The organism is Gordonia sp. LUNF6, from assembly GCF_047041125.1.
Lineage (GTDB): Bacteria > Actinomycetota > Actinomycetes > Mycobacteriales > Mycobacteriaceae > Gordonia > Gordonia sihwensis.
Window position 1 is genome coordinate 799,576 of sequence record NZ_CP178181.1, and the last position, 18,770, is coordinate 818,345.

17 protein-coding genes are annotated in these 18,770 nt (G+C 69.1%); 8 read left to right on the forward strand and 9 right to left on the reverse strand.

Annotated features, from left to right (window positions below):
* Positions 1-4: 4 nt before the first annotated feature.
* Complete coding sequence (locus tag ACK8HH_RS03820; protein ID WP_006894587.1) at positions 5-1,237, reverse strand: GNAT family N-acetyltransferase; 1,233 nt, start codon at positions 1,235-1,237, stop codon at positions 5-7.
* 75 nt (positions 1,238-1,312) lie between these two features.
* On the opposite strand from ACK8HH_RS03820, the gene ACK8HH_RS03825 reads away from it, so the two are divergent.
* Positions 1,313-2,176 (forward strand): TrmH family RNA methyltransferase, encoded by an 864-nt coding sequence (locus ACK8HH_RS03825; protein WP_278126300.1) that lies wholly within the window; start codon positions 1,313-1,315, stop codon positions 2,174-2,176.
* Between the two features lie 349 nt (positions 2,177-2,525).
* Here ACK8HH_RS03825 and ACK8HH_RS03830 read toward each other — a convergent pair whose 3' ends face one another.
* The 3 genes from ACK8HH_RS03830 to serC form a co-directional block, all read right to left on the reverse strand.
* On the reverse strand, positions 2,526-3,398 hold the full coding sequence (locus ACK8HH_RS03830; protein WP_233500107.1) for a DUF6928 family protein: 873 nt from the start codon (positions 3,396-3,398) through the stop codon (positions 2,526-2,528).
* The gene (sepH, locus tag ACK8HH_RS03835; protein WP_006894592.1) at positions 3,398-4,369 is read right to left on the reverse strand and encodes a septation protein SepH; all 972 of its coding nucleotides are present in this window, start codon (positions 4,367-4,369) and stop codon (positions 3,398-3,400) included. Before sepH ends, ACK8HH_RS03830 begins: the two co-directional genes overlap by 1 nt.
* Positions 4,370-4,485: 116 nt before the next feature.
* A complete protein-coding gene (gene serC, locus ACK8HH_RS03840) occupies positions 4,486-5,619 on the reverse strand; it encodes a phosphoserine transaminase (protein WP_006894593.1) in 1,134 nt (377 codons plus the stop codon).
* 106 nt (positions 5,620-5,725) lie between these two features.
* Here serC and ACK8HH_RS03845 point away from each other — a divergent pair, with 106 nt between their 5' ends.
* The gene (locus ACK8HH_RS03845) at positions 5,726-6,661 is read left to right on the forward strand and encodes an ABC transporter ATP-binding protein (RefSeq protein WP_039866706.1); all 936 of its coding nucleotides are present in this window, start codon (positions 5,726-5,728) and stop codon (positions 6,659-6,661) included.
* A gap of 1,470 nt (positions 6,662-8,131) precedes the next feature.
* On the opposite strand, the gene ACK8HH_RS03850 is transcribed toward ACK8HH_RS03845, so the two are convergent.
* The gene (locus tag ACK8HH_RS03850) at positions 8,132-8,908 is read right to left on the reverse strand and encodes a YczE/YyaS/YitT family protein (protein ID WP_231875717.1); all 777 of its coding nucleotides are present in this window, start codon (positions 8,906-8,908) and stop codon (positions 8,132-8,134) included.
* Between the two features lie 60 nt (positions 8,909-8,968).
* Between ACK8HH_RS03850 and ACK8HH_RS03855 the strand changes: the two genes are divergently transcribed.
* Genes ACK8HH_RS03855 through ACK8HH_RS03865 form a run of 3 tightly spaced genes read left to right on the forward strand, consistent with a single transcriptional unit; the run spans position 8,969 to position 12,488 of the window.
* Positions 8,969-10,450 (forward strand): PLP-dependent aminotransferase family protein, encoded by a 1,482-nt coding sequence (locus ACK8HH_RS03855; protein WP_412475554.1) that lies wholly within the window; start codon positions 8,969-8,971, stop codon positions 10,448-10,450.
* 11 nt (positions 10,451-10,461) lie between these two features.
* Positions 10,462-11,184: a pyridoxamine 5'-phosphate oxidase gene (gene pdxH, locus ACK8HH_RS03860; RefSeq protein ID WP_006894598.1), complete on the forward strand. Its 723-nt coding sequence runs from the start codon at positions 10,462-10,464 to the stop codon at positions 11,182-11,184.
* Positions 11,184-12,488, forward strand: a complete 1,305-nt coding sequence (locus ACK8HH_RS03865) for an MFS transporter (RefSeq protein ID WP_062367381.1) — start codon at positions 11,184-11,186, stop codon at positions 12,486-12,488. The genes pdxH and ACK8HH_RS03865 overlap by 1 nt, the downstream gene beginning before the upstream one ends.
* 76 nt (positions 12,489-12,564) lie before the next feature.
* Here the strand turns inward: ACK8HH_RS03865 and ACK8HH_RS03870 are convergent, their stop codons facing one another.
* From ACK8HH_RS03870 to ACK8HH_RS03880, 3 genes are all read right to left on the reverse strand, one after another.
* Positions 12,565-13,608, reverse strand: coding sequence for an oxygenase MpaB family protein (locus ACK8HH_RS03870; protein WP_045540144.1), 1,044 nt, complete (start codon positions 13,606-13,608; stop codon positions 12,565-12,567).
* Positions 13,609-13,710: 102 nt separating this feature from the next.
* Positions 13,711-14,613 (reverse strand): biotin-dependent carboxyltransferase family protein, encoded by a 903-nt coding sequence (locus tag ACK8HH_RS03875; protein ID WP_045540145.1) that lies wholly within the window; start codon positions 14,611-14,613, stop codon positions 13,711-13,713.
* On the reverse strand, positions 14,610-15,296 hold the full coding sequence (locus tag ACK8HH_RS03880) for a 5-oxoprolinase subunit B family protein (RefSeq protein WP_045540147.1): 687 nt from the start codon (positions 15,294-15,296) through the stop codon (positions 14,610-14,612). The genes ACK8HH_RS03875 and ACK8HH_RS03880 overlap by 4 nt, the downstream gene beginning before the upstream one ends.
* A 142-nt stretch (positions 15,297-15,438) precedes the next feature.
* Here ACK8HH_RS03880 and ACK8HH_RS03885 point away from each other — a divergent pair, with 142 nt between their 5' ends.
* The 3 genes from ACK8HH_RS03885 (at position 15,439) to ACK8HH_RS03895 (ending at position 18,378) form a co-directional block, all read left to right on the forward strand.
* Positions 15,439-16,749, forward strand: a complete 1,311-nt coding sequence (locus ACK8HH_RS03885) for a citrate synthase (RefSeq protein ID WP_006894603.1) — start codon at positions 15,439-15,441, stop codon at positions 16,747-16,749.
* Positions 16,750-16,751: 2 nt separating this feature from the next.
* Positions 16,752-17,108: an FKBP-type peptidyl-prolyl cis-trans isomerase gene (locus ACK8HH_RS03890; protein WP_006894604.1), complete on the forward strand. Its 357-nt coding sequence runs from the start codon at positions 16,752-16,754 to the stop codon at positions 17,106-17,108.
* 286 nt (positions 17,109-17,394) lie between these two features.
* A complete protein-coding gene (locus ACK8HH_RS03895) occupies positions 17,395-18,378 on the forward strand; it encodes an oxidoreductase (protein ID WP_045540150.1) in 984 nt (327 codons plus the stop codon).
* Positions 18,379-18,386: 8 nt separating this feature from the next.
* Here ACK8HH_RS03895 and ACK8HH_RS03900 read toward each other — a convergent pair whose 3' ends face one another.
* Positions 18,387-18,740 (reverse strand): hypothetical protein, encoded by a 354-nt coding sequence (locus tag ACK8HH_RS03900; protein ID WP_045540153.1) that lies wholly within the window; start codon positions 18,738-18,740, stop codon positions 18,387-18,389.
* Positions 18,741-18,770 lie beyond the last annotated feature (30 nt).

Below are 18,770 nucleotides of genomic sequence, written 5' to 3' on the forward strand. Positions count from 1 at the left end.
CGCGTCAGAAGAACGTGCCCGCGAAGGGCGCCTCGTCGACGGCGAACATCGCCGCCAGCTGCGCTACGACCTCCGGATCCGCGTCGATCCGTCCGGCGGCGGCCATCTCGCGGACGCCGACACCCCCGAGGTAGACGCTCGAGAGCGTGGCGATGTCGATGCCGGCCTGCGGGGCGTCGTCGGTGCGCGTCACCGTCGCACGGGCATCGGCGACCGTCAGCCGGTAGCGTCCCGCACGGTCGCCGAAACCGTCGGTCACGTCCAGGACCAGGTCGCCGTCTGCGCCGTAGGTGCGCAGTTCCAGGGCGGCGACGACGTCGAGGATCGACACCCACAGCTCGTCCGCCCGTCCCTGCACCTCGAGGGCTCGCGCGTTCACCAGCTTGTGCGGCAGCGGGTCGTCGACCGGGATGGACGCCGTCACGGCCGAGACCAGGTCCAGGCTCGACAGGACGCGCCACAGGTCGGTGTGTGCCTCCGGCGTGGCGGCGACGAAGTCCTCGACGATCGCGGTCTTGTCGCGGGCATCGATCCGGTAGGCCGCATAGCCGTCGGCGTGCAGTAGATAGTGCAGGCCGCTGGTCTGCGAGTTCCGGCGGAAGGCACGGTCGGCGATGATCGACGGCCACCAGGTCTCCGGGCGGGTGATCGCGCCGTTGCGCCCTGCGGCCCAGCGGCGATGGACCTCGGGGACGTGCCGGACCACCTGCTCGCTGTTGCCGTAGCGGACCCGGGAATCGGCCGGCGGGGGAGTGCGGAACTGCGCGGACGCGGGAGTCACGCGGACGCGATGAGAGAAGATCGCGGGCCCGAAACCGAAGCGTTCGTAGATGCCGCCCTCCGACGCGGTGAGCGTGGCGAGGGGGAACTCGCGTTCGCGCCAGGTCCGGTACTGCTCGGTGATCATCCGCCGCAGCAGACCGCGGCGCCGATGGGTGGCCGACACCGAGACCCACGACAGTCCGGCCGTGGTGGCCGACTCGCCGCCGGGGACGGTGAGCGGCACGGGGAAGTACAACGAGACGGCGACGATCGGACGTCCGTCGGAGCCGGTGTCGCGGATGATGACGGTGTCGCCCTCACCCGCCCGGTTGCGGAACTCGATCATCTCGTCGGCGGGCAGCGGCTTCGGCAGGGCGAACGCACGGGCGTCGATCTCGAGGATCTCCGGCCAGTCGGTGCCCCTGGGGCGTTCGAGCGAGAGCGGATCGGCAGCGTCAGACGACGAATTGTTCACCCGTCCAGTGTGCCAAAGCTCACCGACGCCGGTGCAGAGCACCGCTGACCGGCCACGATGTGGCACCGTTGACTGGTGACCTCGACAGACGCAGTCCGGCCGACCGACCACCTCGCCGTGGACGTCATCGACATCGTCGACCCGTCCGATCCGCGGATCGACGACTTCCGGGACCTCAACTCGGTGGACCGCCGCCCGGATGTACCCGCGCTGCCCGGCGGCCGGGTGGGGAAGGGGCTTGTGATCGCGGAGGGAGTGCTGGTGGCGCAGCGGATGATCGCCTCGAGGTTTTCACCGCATGCCTTCTTCGGCGTCGACCGCCGGCTCGACGAACTGGCCTCGGACCTCGAAAACCCGGCGCTGGCCGGGGTGCCGTTCTACCGTGCGAGCGCCGAGGTGATGGCCGAGGTGATCGGCTTCCACCTCAATCGCGGCGTCCTCGCCGCAGCCCGGCGGCCCGTCGAACTCTCGGTGCCCGAGGTGATCGAGAACGCGCGCACCGTCGCCGTCCTGGAGGGCGTCAACGATCACGAGAACATCGGCAGCATCTTCCGCAACGCCGCGGGCCTCGGCGTGGACGGGGTGATCTTCGGGACCGGGTGCGCCGACCCCCTGTACCGACGGTGCGTGCGCGTGTCGATGGGGCATGCGCTTCTCGTGCCCTTCGCTCGCTCGCAGGCGTGGCCGGCCGACCTGGACCTGCTGCGGTCGGCCGGATTCACCACGGTGGCACTGACTCCCGGCGAGGGCAGCGTCCCCCTCGCCGAGGCGGTCACCGACGACAGGGTGGCCTTCCTGGTCGGGGCCGAGGGCCCCGGCCTGGCCGAACACACGATGCGACGCTGCGACGTCCGCGCGCGGATCCCGATGAGCCGGGGCACCGATTCGCTGAACGTCGCGACCGCGGCGGCGGTGGCCTTCTACGAGCGCGCCCGCTGATCTGTGCCGATGGTGTTCCCGCCCGCCGGTTGAGCGAGCCTAGCGAGTCGAAACCCTCCCAGGCTGGTTGAGCGAGCGTAGCGAGTCGAAGCCGACGTGTGCCTGTTCCCTCCCGCCCGCTGGTTGAGCGAGCGTAGCGAGTCGAAACCAAACGCACCAAACGCGTGTCGGTTCCATCCCAGGCTGGTTGAGCGAGCGCAGCGAGTCGAAACCAAACGCGAGCCGGTTTCGACTCGCTTCGCTCGCTCAACCAGCGGCGGGGGCGGCGCTCGCTCAACCAGCGGCGGGGGCTGCGCTCGCTCAACCAGCCTGGGAGGGCCGGTATTCGCTCAACCGGCGTCGACGGCCGTCACAGACGACCGCGGAAGCCGAAATAGCGGGAGATCGGTCCGGGAGTGCGCGCGGGCGGGGAGTCCGGCTGCTGCTCCGACTGCGGCTCCGGGGTCGCGACCGGCGCGGGAATCCGCTGGATCGGCTCGGTCTCCTCGGTCGACCCCTCCGGAGCGGCGTGCGCGTGATGCGGCTCGGTCGGGGCGTCCGCGCGGAGGGGCACCGATGATTCGATCACGTTGTCGAATCCGTCGTCGGGCCCGACGCGGTAGACGGTGACGGGGATGCGCGCGGGGTCGACGGCCGACGATGTGTCGCCGTGGAAACTGAAGCCGAACCAGGCGCCGTGCGCGGCGTCCGCGAGTTCGCCGGGATGGAAGGGCAGCGCGAGCGGATCGTGTTCGGCGGCGGCCTGCGGGTGGTCACCCGCCCAGAACGGCCCTTCGAACGGATACGGCAGCCCCACGTCGGTGCGGATCACCGTCGGCGTGCCGACGAAGGCGCGCTGCAGTTCACCGTCCTGCCAGCGGGCCACACATCCGGTGTCGGTGTCGGGGTCGAGCGAGACGAGAGCCCAGGTCTGGCCGACACCGAGATCCTCGAGATAGGAGGTCAGCTCGTCGGGGTCGGTGGTGCGAAGGCTGGCGCCCGCGAGCACCGCCAGGCGGCCGAAGTGCGCGGCGAACACCCGGTTGTCGGCGCCGTCGACGGCAGCCGCGAGATCGGAGGTTCCGATGGGCGTGATCTCGGTGTCGGCGAAGGCCTTCTCGATGAAGTCCGCCGTCTTCTCCGGATCGATGTACACGCCGCCGGCCAACTCCGCCGCCGGATCGGGGCAGGCGATTAACCAGAGGGCAGATATGTTCGGCAGCACCGAGTCTCCAAGTCGCATCAGTCGTTCGGGTGGCTTCGGACGCCGAGCAGTACGTCCTCCCACGCCGGCACGGTGGGTGTCGCACGCTTGCCGCGGTGCCGCGGTGCCGTCGACTCCCTCTCCTCCTGCGGCGTCGATGCCTCCACTCGACGCTCGTCGTCGTACCGCAGATCGAGGACCTCTCCGAACGGGTCCCGTCGGTGACTCTGCCGTCCGGTGAGGTCGTCGGCATCCACCGTGACGTATTCGTGCCCGTCGGGCGCCACCTCGTGGGCCGGAGGCTTCGGTACCGCCTGCACTGTGGGCCTGCGGCTGCTGCGCGCCAGTTCCGGTTCGGTCAGCTCGACGGCCAGATCGTCCATCGGGTCGGTGGTCCCGCCGTGCGATCCGGGCACGAAGCGCCAGTGTGCGAAGAGGTCCGAGCCCGGTTCCGGCGACACCTGGACCACCCACTGACCCGACTCCGTGCGCCACGCGTCCCATTCGGCGTTCTGTGGTGAATGTCCGCGCAGCACAAGGCATTCGGCCACCATTTCGCCGAGTGTGCCTGCGACGGGACCGTCCACCCCCATCGGATGCGAGGCGCGCGCGAGTTCCGCGGCCCGGCTCCGTTCCAGGATCACCGGATGCGCGAACCGATTGATCTTCTCGACTCCGACCCCGGTGGCGGCGGCGAGTTCTTCGACGCTGGCACCGGACCGGACACGAGCCTGGATCTCCCGGGGCGTCAGCGACAACGTCGCCTGCGCATCGGTCGGCTGGTCGGCCACCGACTGAGCGGGCCCGGAGGGGGTCGACTCGGGCCGGGCGGCGTCGGTCGACGCGCACTCGCACTGGGCGGGGACATCCGCCTCAACCGATTCCGGCGGGTGGACGAGCGCGCGCAACGTGCTGTCGATCGGGATCTGAAACTCTTCGCCGGAGTCGAGGTCCATCACGACGATGAACGCACCGTCTGAGTCGGCGCGATCGGCGTGCAGTTCACGCATCGACTCCTCCTCCGGTCACCAGGTACGCGGATACCGCACTCAACACTAGTGAATTTCTGTGCCGGAGCGCGAGAGGACACGCGGCCCTTCTGTGAAGATCAGATCTTCGATCCGGGTCAGAGGCGCTCGACGATGTAGTCGATGCACTGGGTCAACTTGGTGACGTCCTCGGGGTCGATCGCCGGGAACATGCCGATGCGCAGCTGGTTGCGGCCGAGCTTGCGGTAGGGCTCGGTGTCGACGACCCCGTTGGCACGCAGCGTCTTGGCGACGGCCGCGGCGTCCACCGAGTCCGCGAAGTCGATGGTGCCGACCACCTGGCTGCGGTGCGCCTCGTCGGCGAACGGAGTCGCGAACTCGCTGGCCTCGGCCCAGCTGTAGAGCCGCGAGCTGGAGTCGGCGGTGCGGCCGGTGCAGAAGTCCAGACCGCCGTTGTCGTTCATCCACTCGATCTGGTTCTTCAGCAGCAACAGCGAACCGAGCGCGGGCGTGTTGTAGGTCTGGTTCTTGGAGCTGTTGTCGACCGCCGTCGGCAGAGACAGGAACTCGGGGCACCAGCGGCCCGACTCCTTGATCTCCTCGATGCGAGCCAGTGCGGCCGGGCTCATGATCGCGATCCAGAGCCCGCCGTCGGAGGCGAAGCTCTTCTGCGGCGCGAAGTAGTAGACGTCGGTCTGCGCGATGTCGACCGGCAGCCCGCCCGCACCCGAGGTGGCGTCGATGGCGATCAGCGCATCGCCTGCGGCGGCCGGGCGGACCACGGGAACCGCGACGCCGGTGGAGGTCTCGTTCTGCGCCCAGCCGATGAGGTCGACGCCTTCGACGTCGCCGGCGGTCAGCGCAGCCGGGTCGGGTGCGGTTCCGGGATCGGTCGAGACGACCTTCGGATCCTGAAGGAACGGGGCCTTCTTGGACACAGTGGCGAACTTGGAGGAGAACTCGCCGTAAGTGAGATTGAGGGCGCGCTCGCGGATCAGGCCGAATGCCGCGGCGTCCCAGAACGCGGTGGTGCCGCCGTTGGAGAGGACGACTTCGTAGCCCTCCGGCAGCGAGAACAGCTGTGCCAGACCCTCGCGGACCGCGCCGACGACGTTCTTGACCGGTGCCTGACGGTGGCTGGTGCCGAAGACCGAAGCGCCGGTGTCGACCAGCGATTGCAGCTGCTCGGGGCGGACCTTGGACGGGCCGCAGCCGAAACGGCCGTCTGCGGGAAGGAGTTCGGCGGGCAGCGTGATCGCGGTATCGGTCATGACGACGATTCTAAGACAGCCCAGCACGGCATTGCGCAGCAGCGGGCGCCGTGCAAGAGCAGGATGACTCTGGACACCGTTTCGCTGTTTCGTCGAAGGTGAGGAAATGGACACGTCGAAGGTGATCGATGTACGAGGTCTGCGGAAGAACTTCGGCAGGTTCACCGCGCTCGACGGGCTCGACCTCAGTGTCGAGACCGGCGAGATCGCCGGATTCCTGGGGCCGAACGGCGCGGGTAAATCTACTACCATCCGCATCCTGCTCGGCATGCTCCGCCACGACGGCGGGCAGGTCCGGCTTTTCGGTGCCGACCCGCATCGCGATGCGGTGTCCGTGCACCGCCGGCTGGCCTATGTGCCCGGCGACGTCACGCTGTGGCCGCAGCTCAGCGGTGGTGAGTCGATCGACCTCCTGCTGCGGCTGCGGGGTCTGGACCCGGCAGCCACGCCCGCGCGCGACGAACTGATCGAGCGGTTCGAACTCGATCCGACGAAGAAGGCGCGGTCGTACTCCAAAGGGAACCGGCAGAAAGTGGCGCTCGTCGCGGCCTTCGCGGCCGACACCGATCTGCTGGTGTTCGACGAGCCGACGTCCGGGCTCGACCCGCTGATGGCGCGCGAGTTCATGCGCTGCGCTGCCGAGCGCGCCGCACGCGGGGCGGCCGTCCTGATGTCGTCGCACCTGCTCTCCGAGGTGGAGGAGCTCTGCAACACCGTCACGATCATCCGGGCGGGAAAGACCGTGCAGGCGGGCCGGCTCGAGGATCTGCGACATCTGCGCCGGTTGCGGGTCACGGCCACCCTCCCCGGTCCGAGCGACCTGTCCGCGGTGCCGGGGGTGCACGATCTCGACACGACGGCTTCCGGGGACGTGACCTTCACCGTCGACGACGATGCCCTCCCCGCCGTCACCGCGGCGCTGTCGGCCGCGGGGGTCGCCCGGCTGGCGATCGAACCGCCGAGCCTGGAGGAGTTGTTCCTGCAGAACTACCGCGATCAGGACGATCAGGACGCGGTCCGCGGCAGCCGGGAGCGGGCATGACTTCGCCGACTACGCGCTGGCCGCTGCTGGCGCGCATGGACGTGCGCCGTGAGCGGCTGATCATCCCGGTGACAGTGGTGCTGTTCGCGGCCATCAATCTGTCGACCGCCGCGATGATCCAGAATCTCGCCGGCGATCCCGCTCAGCAGCAGAGCCTGCGGACGGTCGCGGGGACCAATGCGGCGTTCCGGTTCCTCTTGGGAAGTGTTCCCGGAGACGACTCTCTGGCGGCGCTGGCGTCGTGGCGGGCGGGACTGTTCATGATCGCCGCGCTCGGCGTCTGTGCCGCGATGGCGGTGGTTCGGCTGACCCGCAAGGAGGAGGAAGAGGGACGCACCGAGTTGGTCCTGGCCGGGTCGGTCGGACCGGTGGCTCCCGCCGTCGCCGCGGTGAGCGTCGTCGTCGGTTTCGTGCTCGTCGTGTCCGCGGCGATGGCGGCGAGCCTGCTCACCGTCGACGGCGCGGACCCGGTGTCGCTGCTCGCGGTGTTCGCGCAATACGCCTCGACCGGTCTGGCCGCCGCCGGCCTGGCGCTGGTCGCCGCCGAGGTGTTCCCCTCGGCCCATTCGGCGAATCTCGCCGCGTCCGGCGTGGTGCTCGCCGGATACGTCCTGCGCGGCGTCGCCGACACGGTGCCCGCCGCGGCCTGGTTGAGATGGACGAACCCGGTCGGCTGGGCCGAGGCGATCGAGCCCTTCGACGGCAACAGTTTCTGGCCGGCGCTGGCCTCCGTCGCGGCGTTCGTCGCAGGTCTCGCGCTGGCTCCGGTGGTCCGCAGGCGCCGCGACCTGGGGGCGGGGCTGCTCGCCGCCAGACCCGGCCCGGCGGCCGGACCGCACTTGCGGTCGCCGCTGGCTCTCGCGTGGCGGCAGAGCCGTTCGACGGCGGCGGCCTGGATCGGCGGCGTCGCGGTGTACGGCGTCACGGTCGGCGTCATCACCGATCAGGTGGATCAGTTCGCGGGTACCAACAAGGCGATCACCGACTTCCTCGAGTCGTCCGGAGCGGCGGGCACACTGAAACAGGTCTTCCTGTCGACGATGACCGGGTTCCTCGCGGTAGCGGCGGTGGGTGCGGGCGTCTCGCTGCTCACCAAATGGCGGTCGGAGGAAGTGAGCGGTCGCCTCGAGGTGCTGCTCGCCACCCCGGTGTCCCGGCGACGCTACTTCTGGACCCAGGCGGGTGTCATCGGTGTCACCGTGGTGATCGTGATGGCGGCGGCGCCGGCATCGGTCCTCCTCGGCGCCGGACTCTCCGGCGCGGGATGGGGGAGCACGGCGGAGGTCGCATTCCCGATGGCGGCGGCTTCGGTCCCGGCGGCCGCGGCGACCATGTCGCTGGCCGTGCTGCTGTACGGCGCCCGGGGACGGCTCGCCGTGGTCGGCTGGCCGATCCTCATCGCCTCGTGGCTGCTGGGCCCCTTCGGCGGGATGCTCGGCCTGCCGCAGTGGGTGCGCGACGTGTCGCCGTTCACGCACGTTCCCCAGATTCCGCTGCAATCGGTCCAGGCGCTGCCGCTCGTGATCCCGGCGCTCGCCGCAGCGGCCTTCGTGGTCGCCGCCGCGGCGCTCTGGGAGCGGCGGGATCTGGGGCAATAGCGGGTTCTGAAGAATTGGGCAGACCTGCGGCAGAGGTGTGGGCCGCGTCCGTGACGCGGGTCTCGCCGGCCACCGCGCGATCGACGCGCATCAGCCGGGCGAACAGTTGGATGAGCGGACCGACTGCCACCGCGTAGAGCACGGTGCCGACCCCGAGGGTGCCGCCGAGAGCGAACCCGACCGCCACCACTGCGACTTCCAGGACGGTTCGGACCACGCGCACCGACCATCCCGTCCGCGCAACGATCCCGGTCATCAGGCCGTCGCGCGGCCCGGGGCCGAGCCGTGCGCCGATGTACAGCGCGGTGGCGAAGCCGTTGAGGACGATGCCGCCCAGCATCATGGGGACCGCGACCGCGAGCCCGGGCCGGTCGGGCAGGTAGGGGGAGACCGCGTCGAAGGTCAGGCCGAGGACCACCACGTTCGCCACGGTGCCCACGCCGGGCCGTTGTCGGAGCGGAAGCCATGCGAGCAGGACCACCGCACCGACGATGATCGACACCGTGCCGATCGAGAGGCCCACCTGGTCGGCGATTCCCTGATGCAGGACGTCCCAGGGGATGTTGCCGAGTCCGGCGTGCAGGATCATCGCCATCGAAGCGCCGTAGAGCACGAGGCCGACGGCGAGTGCGAGGAGTCTCTTGAACATGAGACCACCGTGGCCGAAACTGGCCATTGAATCCATAGCCAGTTGCGGAATACTGGACTTGTGATCACTCCTACCGGCGCAATCGGTGCGGCCGCACTGGCACGACATCTCGGGGCCTGGCGCCCGGACGGTCCGCGGCCCGGCTATCAGGCGCTTGCGGACGCGCTGCGGATGCTGGTGCTCGACGGACGTGTTCCGGTCGGCACCGCGCTGCCGAGTGAACGCACCCTCGCGCAGGCGCTGAACGTCTCGCGCACGACGGTGGCGGCGGCCTACGCGGCGCTGCGCGACGGCGGCCATCTGCAGTCGCGGCAGGGGGCGCGCAGTGTGCTCACCCTGCCGGTGCAGGTGCCGCCGGAGCCGATCGATCTCGGGGCCGAAGCCGACATGATCAAGCTCAACATCGCCGCGCCGACCGCTCCCGAACAGATCGTTCACGACGGATTCCGCCATGCACTCGAATGCGCGCCGGGCTACCTCGCCGGAACCGGGCTGTATCCCAACGGCCTGCGTGCACTCGCGGAGACGATCGCCGAGAGGTACACCGCGCGCGGTCTGCCGACCACGCCTGATCAGATCCTCGTCACCTCCGGCGCTCAGCACGCGTTGCGCCTGGTGCTCGACGTCCACGTCGCGCCGGGTGATCGCGTCCTGCTCGAGCAGCCGACTCATCACGGGACCATCCTGGCCCTCGCCCGGCATCGTGCCCGGCCGGTCACGGTGGGACTGCATCCCACCTATGGCTGGGACCTCGACCAGCTCGAATCGGTGGTCCGGCTGCAGCAACCGCGCCTGATCTTCGTCATTCCCGATTTCCACAATCCCACCGGACTGCTGCTCGACGAGGCCGGGCGCCTGCGCCTCGCCGAGATCTCCGCGCGTCACCGGGTGCCGGTGATCGTCGACGAGACGATGGTGGAGTTGGGGCTCGACGTGAGTGCGCCGCCGCCGGTGGCGGCCTTCGCTCCCTCCGCACGGGGACCGAGGCACAGGTCGCAGATCATCACACTCGGTTCGGCCAGCAAGACCGTCTGGCCGGGTCTGCGCGTCGGCTGGATCCGCGTCGACGGCAGTCCGGACGCCTACGCGCTGGCTCGCTACGAATCCGATCTCGGGGGAGCGGTGGTGGAGCAGTTCGCGGCTCAGTACGCACTCGCGAATCTCGACGCCTTCCTTCCCGCACGCCGGGCGGTGCTCCGCGCCCAACGCGCGGCCGCGTTGCGGGCGATCGGCCGGCACCTGCCCGGCGCGGTGCCGGTGCGCGGTGTGGGCGGTCTCTGCCTGTGGGTGGCGCTGCCCCGCCCGGTGGCGACCGCGACGGCCGCGGCGGCGGCCGAACTCGGCGTCCGACTGATCCCCGGCGGCTCGTTCGGCCCGCTCGGCGGCTTCGACGGCCACATCAGGATCCCGTACACGCTCGATGCCCAGACGCTCGTGCGTGGGATCGAACTGGTCGGTCGGGCCTACCGGGCGGTGTCCGGAGTCGACGCGCCGGCGCCGGTGCCGGGCGGCGACGGACTGCCGGATCGGCTGGTGGTGTGATCGGAAGTAGCATGCAGGGCGTGAAGAAGCTGGTAGACCTGCCGAGTATGCGAGTCGGATACGGGTCGGGTGCGGACGGTCCGGGTGACGGGGCGGCGGGTGCCGACGGAGTGCGAGCGAACCTCGATCCGTCATGGCTGACCGGGGACCCGCCCTGGCTATCGCTCTTCGAGACATGGCTGGCCGAAGCCATCGCCGCGCGCATCCCCGAACCCAACGCCATGGTGCTGGGAACCGTCGATGCGCAGGGCCGTCCGGCGACGCGCACCGTGCTGTGCAAGGGAGTCAGCGAAGCGGGCATCGTCTTCTTCACCGGCTACGACTCGCAGAAGGGACGGGCCATCGCTGCCAATCCCCACGCGTCGGCGACGTTTCCGTGGATCGCGCTGGAGCGCCAGGTCCACTTCCGCGGCCGCGTGGTGAAGGTGGACTCGGAGGAGACCCGCCGCTACTGGGAATCGCGGCCGCGCGGATCGCAGCTGTCGGCGTTCGCATCGGCGCAGTCGCAGCCGATCGGCTCCCGTGCGGAACTGGAGGAGGCCGCGGCGGCGGTCGCGGAACGATTCGGCGGTGCGGACGAGGGGGAGCCGGTACCGGTTCCGCCGGGCTGGGGCGGATACCGCCTGGAGCCGGACGTCGTCGAGTTCTGGCAGGGGCGCGCCAACCGGTTGCACAACCGGGCCTGCGCCGTCCGGACCGCCGACGGCTGGCGGTTGGAGCGGCTCCAGCCCTGATGGCGCGTGGAATCCTGGCCGATACCCGGCCGCTGCAGAACGTCTACTTCCGCCGGCTCTGGACCGCCAACATCATCACGGTAGTCGGTGCGCAACTGACCATCGTCGCCGTGCCCGCACAGTTGTACGCGATCACCGGAAGCTCGGCGTACGTCGGACTCAGCGGTGTCTTCGGCCTCGTCCCCCTGGTGGTCTTCGGGTTGTGGGGCGGGGCGCTCGCCGACACCTTCGACAGGCGCCGCATCCTGATGGTCACCACTGTCGGCCTGATCGTCACCTCCGCGGCCTTCTGGGCACAGGCGGCGGCCGGAGTCGGCAATGTCTGGCTCCTGCTGGTGATCTTCGCGCTCCAGCAGGCCTTCTTCGCTGTCAATCAGCCCACGCGCACAGCTGTTCTGCCTCGTATCCTGCCGCTCGAACGACTGCCCGCCGCGAACTCGCTGAACATGACCGTGATGCAGGCCGGTGCCATCGCCGGACCCCTGGTCGGCGGTGCGCTGATCCCGGTTCTGGGCTTCTCGACCCTGTACTTCGTCGACGCCGTCTGTCTGTTCGCGACCCTGTGGGCGGTGGTGAGCCTGCCCCCGCTGCCGCCGGAGCACGGCGTCCCCGACGCGGGCGACGGCGGTACGCCGCCCGCGCGGCCCACCGCCGGCTTCCGGTCGGTGGTCGACGGCCTGGTGTACCTGAAGGGCCACCCGGTGCTCCTGATGTCGTTCGTCATCGACCTGATCGCCATGATCTTCGGGATGCCGCGCGCGCTGTTCCCGCAGATCGCACATGAGAGCTTCGGTGGACCGTCCGACGGCGGCGTGGCCTTCGCGCTGCTGTTCATCGCCATCCCGCTCGGCGCGGTGGTCGGCGGCGTCCTGTCTGGCTGGGTGTCGCGGGTGCAGCGGCAGGGACGCGCGGTGGTGGTGTGCGTGCTGATCTGGGGTGTCTCGATCGCGGTGGCGGGCGGGGTGTTGGTGTTCGCCCACGGCTCCATGCTTCCCGTCCTCCCGATCGTGGTGCTGGCCCTGATGATCGGCGGTGCCGCGGACATGGCGTCGGCGGCCTTCCGCCAGACGATGCTGCAGTCGGCGGCCAGCGACGACGTCCGCGGCCGGCTGCAGGGCGTCTTCATCGTGGTGGTCGCGGGCGGCCCGCGCATCGCAGACGTGACCCACGGCGCCGCGGCAGCCGCGGCCGGGACCGCTGCGACCTTCGCCGGAGGCGGTGTGCTGGTGGTGATCTTCACGGTCGTCGCGACGCTGGCCGCGCCGGTGTTCTATCGGTACCGGGTATCGACGGGTCAGCTGTGATGTCCGGGGACGTTCAGTCGAGCGATCGCAGGAACTCGATCATCGCCGCGCTGGCCCGGTGAGCGGGAGGCGACGACTACCGACGCGGGGCCGCGTCGTTGCTCTGCCACGGCAAGTTGGCCCTGCGCGAGGCGTGCACCGGACAGTAGTGGATGGGATTGCCCCGTTCTGATTCCGGCGGAAGGTTGCGAAGCGGGCTCTCCAGCAGCGGCGCGTCGGCCGCGACACGGCCCGACAGTCGGTCGACGGCGTCCCGGCGGCGGGGATGACTCTCGTAGCGCGGCGGCAGCAGCCCCATCACCGCGTTCACCGCCTTCCCGAAGAGCCGGAACCGGCGCTCGTCGGTGGGGGTCCACGTCAACTCCATCATCTCGCGGACCGGTTCGTCGTACAGACCGGTGGTGATCCACATGAAGAACCGCCCAATGACTCGGATCTGCTTGCGCCACAACCACATAGGCATCCACGCGCGCATCCAGGGCGGAGGCGGCAGCTGCGAGATGTCCAAGACGGTGCGCACTGCGGCATGGTCGCGGAGCACATGCCGGCACATGTGGTCCCAGTACTCGAGGAATTCCTCGTAGGTGTCGGGGCACGGACGCATGCTGACGCCGTACTGGGCGTACCAGCCACGAGACTCCTCGAACAACGCTCGCTTGTCCGCCTCGGAGATCGGTGGGCCGAAGGCCTCCGCGCACCGGATGTTCCCGTACCAGAACGTCGCGTGCGCCCAGTAGAAGACGTCGGGATCGAGTGCGTGATAGCGCTCGCCGTTGTCCATGGTGCCTTTGATTGTGAGGTGGTAGTCGCGCACGCCGCGGCCCGTCTCCGGGGTCTGGTCGAAGACGACGCCGCTGATCGGGTAGAGCGAGCGCATGAGGCGTTCCCAGCGCTCGCCGAAGAAGTCGGAGTGATCCCAGACTCCGGCGGCGAGCTTGGGGTGCATGTTCTGCATCGAGCCCGACCACAGGCCCATCAGCATCCCCCGCCAGCTTCCGAAGTAGCGCCAGGTGACCGAGCCGGGTCCCGGAGCCGGAATGTCGGATGAGGATCGAGCGCCCGGGACGCGGCCGTTGTCGTCGAATCGCTCACTGCCGGACGGGGCTGCCACCTGGGTCATGAGACAAACGTTAATATCCGTCTCACCGCTAGTCAACGATACTGCTAGTCAACGATCTCGACAGCCAACGATCTCGACAGTCAGTGGCCCGGGGTGCGGGACTCATCGCAGGACGAACCGAACCTCGTCGCCCGCCGTCAGCTGCGCTGCCCGCCAGACCGACTCCGGGTTCAGGACGGCCACCACCGGGTATCCGCCGGTCACCGGGTGGTCGGCGAGGAAGATCACCGGCTGGCCGCTCGGCGGGATCTGCACACCGCCGAGCGGGACGCCCTCGCTGCGCATCTCCGGCAGGTCGGAGCGGTGTTCGAGCGGCGGGGCGGAGTGGGCTCGGTCTAGGCGGACTCCGACGCGGTTGCTCGCCGGCGCCACCCGCCAGCGTCCGGTCCCGAGAACTCCGACGTCGACGAGCCGGTCGTCGCGCGGTCCGGGGGCGGCGACCAGTTCGACGATGTCCGCGATGCTGCCGACGGGTGCGAGCGAGGTTGCGGGCCAGTCGTCCTCGCAAGTTCCGACGGTCAGCACGTCGCCGGCGCGCAGGGGGGCCGGGCCCAGTCCGGAGAGGGTGTCGGTGGATCGGGAACCGAGTTCCGCCGGTACATCGAACCCGCCGCGCACCGCGAGATAGTTCCGGCAGCCGCGAGACGGGGTGTGGATGCGGATCATGCCGCCGTCGTGGACCGCGACGACGCTGTGGCTGCCGACTTCGATGCCGTCGACGGTGAGGCTGACCGCCGGGCCGGTGACCGCGATCAGCATCCGGCCCGTCGCCCGCGCCGCCCATCCGCCGAGCGTCACCTCGATTGCCGCGGCGTCCTCGGGGTTCCCGACGAGTCTGTTCGCCTGCGCGAGGGACGGGAGGTCGGCGGCGCCGGATCGTGGTACGCCGAGATGCGCGAGGCCGGGGCGACCGAAGTCCTGAACGGTGGCGAGCGGGCCCGGAGCCTCGATGCTCAGGCGCGCCTGAGGTTGCTGTGCCGGAGTGGCCGGAGTGGGATGTGTCACGATGGCGCCTCGGTCGGCTCGAAGCGGACCGTCATTCCCGCGGTCAGCAGTGACGGCGGACGGGCCTCGCTGTCCCACATCGGCAGATCGGTGCGGCCGAGCAGGAACCAGCCGCCCGGACTGCTGCGCGGGTAGACGGCGCTGTAGCCGGCGGCGACGGCGACCGATCCCGTCGGCACGGCGGTCCGCGATTGGCCGCGGCGAGTGATTCGAGCGAGGGCGTCGGCGTCCCGAGCGCTGGTCTCGGGGCCGGGTACGAGATAGCCGAACCCGGGCGCGAACCCCATGAACTGCACGGTCCACAGCACTCTCGAATGCGTTGCGATCAGCTGTTTCTCGGTCATTCCGGCGAGTGCTGCGGCGTCGGCGAGATCGTCGCCGTCGTACACAACCGGGATCACCAGATCCGGCGGTGAAGGAGTCGGGGAGTGCTCGTCCGGGGGAGTGAAGGACCGCCGTGCGTCGTGGACCACCCGCAGTACCGACAACTCGTCCAAGCCGGAACCGGGTCGGGTCTCCACGAGGATCGTGTGTGCGCCGGGCACGATGTCGCACGGCATCAGGCGACCCTCGTCGAGGGCCTCGCGAAGGGCACGCGCGGTGTGTGCGGCTTCGGCTTCGGGGGCCCGGCCGGTGCTGAAGTCCAGGAGGACGGCGTCGCTTCCCGCTCGGAGCTCTCGCATTCCAACACGGTACCGACATGTGAGTAAGCTGAGCACGCGACAAGCGTCGCGGGCGCCGAGGTGACCCTCATGCGGCGTCTCAGTCGAACCACGACTAGGTTGTTACCCAGCAACTGCTCACCCGCGAGTCAAAGGGGTTTGTGTGTCCGTTGACAATGACGTGACCGAACAGGCGACAGGAAAGTTCACCTACCCGGGTGGCGAGATCGACCTGCCGATCCTCAAGGCCACCGAGGGCAGCGATTCCGTCGCTCTGGGCCCGTTCCTCGCCCAGACCGGGTTGACGACCTTCGACGGGGGCTTCGTCAACACCGCGTCGACGAAGTCCGCGATCACCTATATCGACGGTGATGCGGGCATCCTGCGGTACCGCGGTATCCCGATCGAGCAGCTGGCGGAGAAGTCCACCTTCATCGAGGTGAGCTACCTGCTGATCTACGGTGAGCTGCCGACTGCCGCGCAGTTGGAGGAGTTCGCCACCAAGATCCAGCGGCACACCCTCCTGCACGAGGACCTCAAGCGGTTCTTCGACGGCTTCCCGCGCAACGCGCACCCGATGCCGGTGGTCTCGAGTGCGGTCAACGCGCTGAGCGCCTACTACCAGGACTCGCTCGATCCGAAGGATCCCGAGCAGGTGGAGCTGGCCACGATCCGGCTCCTCGCCAAGCTGCCGACCATCGCGGCCTACGCGTACAAGAAGTCCCAGGGGCAGCCGTTCCTGTACCCGGACAACTCGCTGAGCCTGGTCGAGAACTTCCTCCGGATGACCTTCGGCTTCCCGGCCGAGCCCTACGAGGTCGATCCCGAGGTCGCCAAGGCCCTCGACATGCTGTTCATCCTGCACGCCGACCACGAGCAGAACTGCTCGACGTCGACGGTGCGTCTGGTGGGCTCGTCGCAGGCCAACCTCTTCACCTCCATCTCGGGCGGCATCAACGCGCTCTGGGGCCCGCTGCACGGCGGCGCCAACCAGGCGGTGCTGGAGATGCTCGACGAGATCCGCGCTTCCGGCGGCGACACCAAGGCCTTCATGACCAAGGTGAAGAACAAGGAAGACGGCGTGAAGCTCATGGGCTTCGGTCACCGCGTGTACAAGAACTACGACCCGCGTGCGGCGATCGTGAAGAAGACCGCCGATCAGATCCTCACCTCGCTGGGTGTGGAGGACGAGCTGCTCGACATCGCGAAGGGCCTGGAAGAGGTCGCGCTGCACGACGACTACTTCGTCGAGCGCAAGCTCTACCCGAACGTGGACTTCTACACCGGCGTCATCTACCGGGCGATGGGCTTCCCGACCCGCATGTTCACCGTGCTGTTCGCTCTCGGCCGGCTGCCCGGCTGGATCGCTCACTGGCGTGAGATGCACAACGATCCGACCACCAAGATCGGCCGTCCGCGTCAGCTGTACACCGGTTACACCGAACGTGATTACGTCCAGATGGGGGACCGCTGACCATGAGCAAGCCCGAAGTCGACTTTCCGGAGGGCCCGGCCCCGACGTCGCTGGAGATCACCGACCTGGTGATCGGTGACGGTCCCGAAGCGCAGCACGGCGGCACCGTCGACGTGCACTACGTCGGCGTGGAGTTCGACTCCGGCGAGGAGTTCGACTCGTCGTGGGACCGCGGGCAGTCCGCCCGATTCCCCCTCGACGCGTTGATCCCCGGTTGGCAGGAGGGCATTCCCGGAATGAAGGTCGGCGGTCGACGCCGACTGGTGGTTCCGCCGGAGCTGGCCTACGGTCCGGCGGGCGCCGGACACCGGCTCTCGGGCAAGACCCTGATCTTCGTGATCGATCTGCTCGGCGTCTGACCTCGGACATGACAGACAAGGCCGCGTCGCTTCCCTGCGACGCGGCCTTCGTCGTCCCCGGACGGACCGGTCGGCGAGGCAGGCCGGAGCGGTCCGCTGGTTTGAGCGAGTCTCGTAGTCCCGCAGAGTCGAGCGAGCCTCGTAGTCCCGCAGGTTTGAGCGTTCTTATAGTTACCGCTGGTTGGGCGAGTCTCGTAGTTCCGCTGGTTGAGCGAGCTTCGTAGTCCCGCTGGTTGAGCGAGCGAAGCGAGTCGAAACCCCTACCCCCCACACCCAAGGAGCGAAGATGACATTCACCGCGATGGTGGCACGCGAGAGCGCTGACGGCATCAGCCTGGCCGCGGAGACGGTCGACGACACCTTCCTCCCTCCGGGCGAAGTGACCATCAAGGTCGAGCACTCGAGCATCAACTACAAGGACGCTTTGGCCGTCACGCCACGCGGAGGCGTGGTCCGCGAGTACCCGATCGTTCCGGGCATCGACATCGCCGGAGCGGTGAGTGAATCGACCTCACCGGAGTTCGCGCCGGGCGACCCCGTGGTCGCTCACGGCCACGACATCGGTACCGCCCGTCACGGGGGCTACGCCGAGTACGCGCGGGTCCCTGCCGACCAGGTGGTTCGTCTCGAATCTCTCTCGACTCGGGAGGCCGCCGCGATCGGCACTGCGGGATTCACCGCGGCGATGAGTGTGAAAGCGATCTTGGACGGCGGCTATCGTCCCTCCGACGGGCCGATCCTGGTCACCGGCGCCAGCGGCGGTGTCGGTTCGGTGAGTGTGGATCTGCTCTCGAAGTTCGGTTTCGAGGTCGTCGCATCGTCGGGCAAACCCGATGCTGTGGACCTGCTCACCCGGTTGGGGGCGTCGTCGGTGATCGGCCGGCTCCCGGAGGACCCCGAGGCGAAGATCCGTCCGCTCGACAAACAGCGGTGGTCGTCGGCCGTGGACTGTGTGGGCGGAAGGACGCTCGCCTACGTTCTCAGTACTGTCCGTTACGGCGGTACTGTCGCCGCGAGCGGTCTGACCGGCGGGGCGGACCTGCCGACCACGGTGATGCCCTTCATTCTGCGCGGGGTGACCCTGGCCGGCATCGACTCGGTCCAGCTCGGCATCACCGCCCGGCGTGCCCTGTGGCAGCGACTCGAGACCGACCTGCGCCCGCAGCATCTGGATCTGCTGACCTACGAGGTGGGGCTCGACGAGTTGCCGCAGGCACTCGACCGCATTCTCGCCGGCGGAGCGACCGGTCGAGGAGTCGTCACGATCTGACAGCCGGCTCAGTTGGCCGTGAGGTCGGCCCCGAACTCGAGGAACTGAACTGATCGCGCGGGATCGGTGTTCTGCTGGTTGGCGCGCAGTGCTTCGAGTTCGGTGGCGAAGACCCGCTCCACGCGCGGGCCGCCGTCGTCGCGCACGATGGCCCATACGCCCGGCTCCGCGTCGATGATCCCGGCATCCTGTTCAGGCTCCGGCGACGTGCGCGGGCGAGTGGCAGAGGCCGCGATGTCGGCCCAGGTGAGCGTGGTCCGAGGATTGTCGAGGGCTTGACGGAGCAGCTTCCGCAAGCCTTCTCCGGCTTCGCGGGCGAAGCGGTCGAAGTCGTCGGGACCGAAGTCGTTCGATGCAGCCATGCTGTCCATCGTCCCCACGATCCGGCGCCG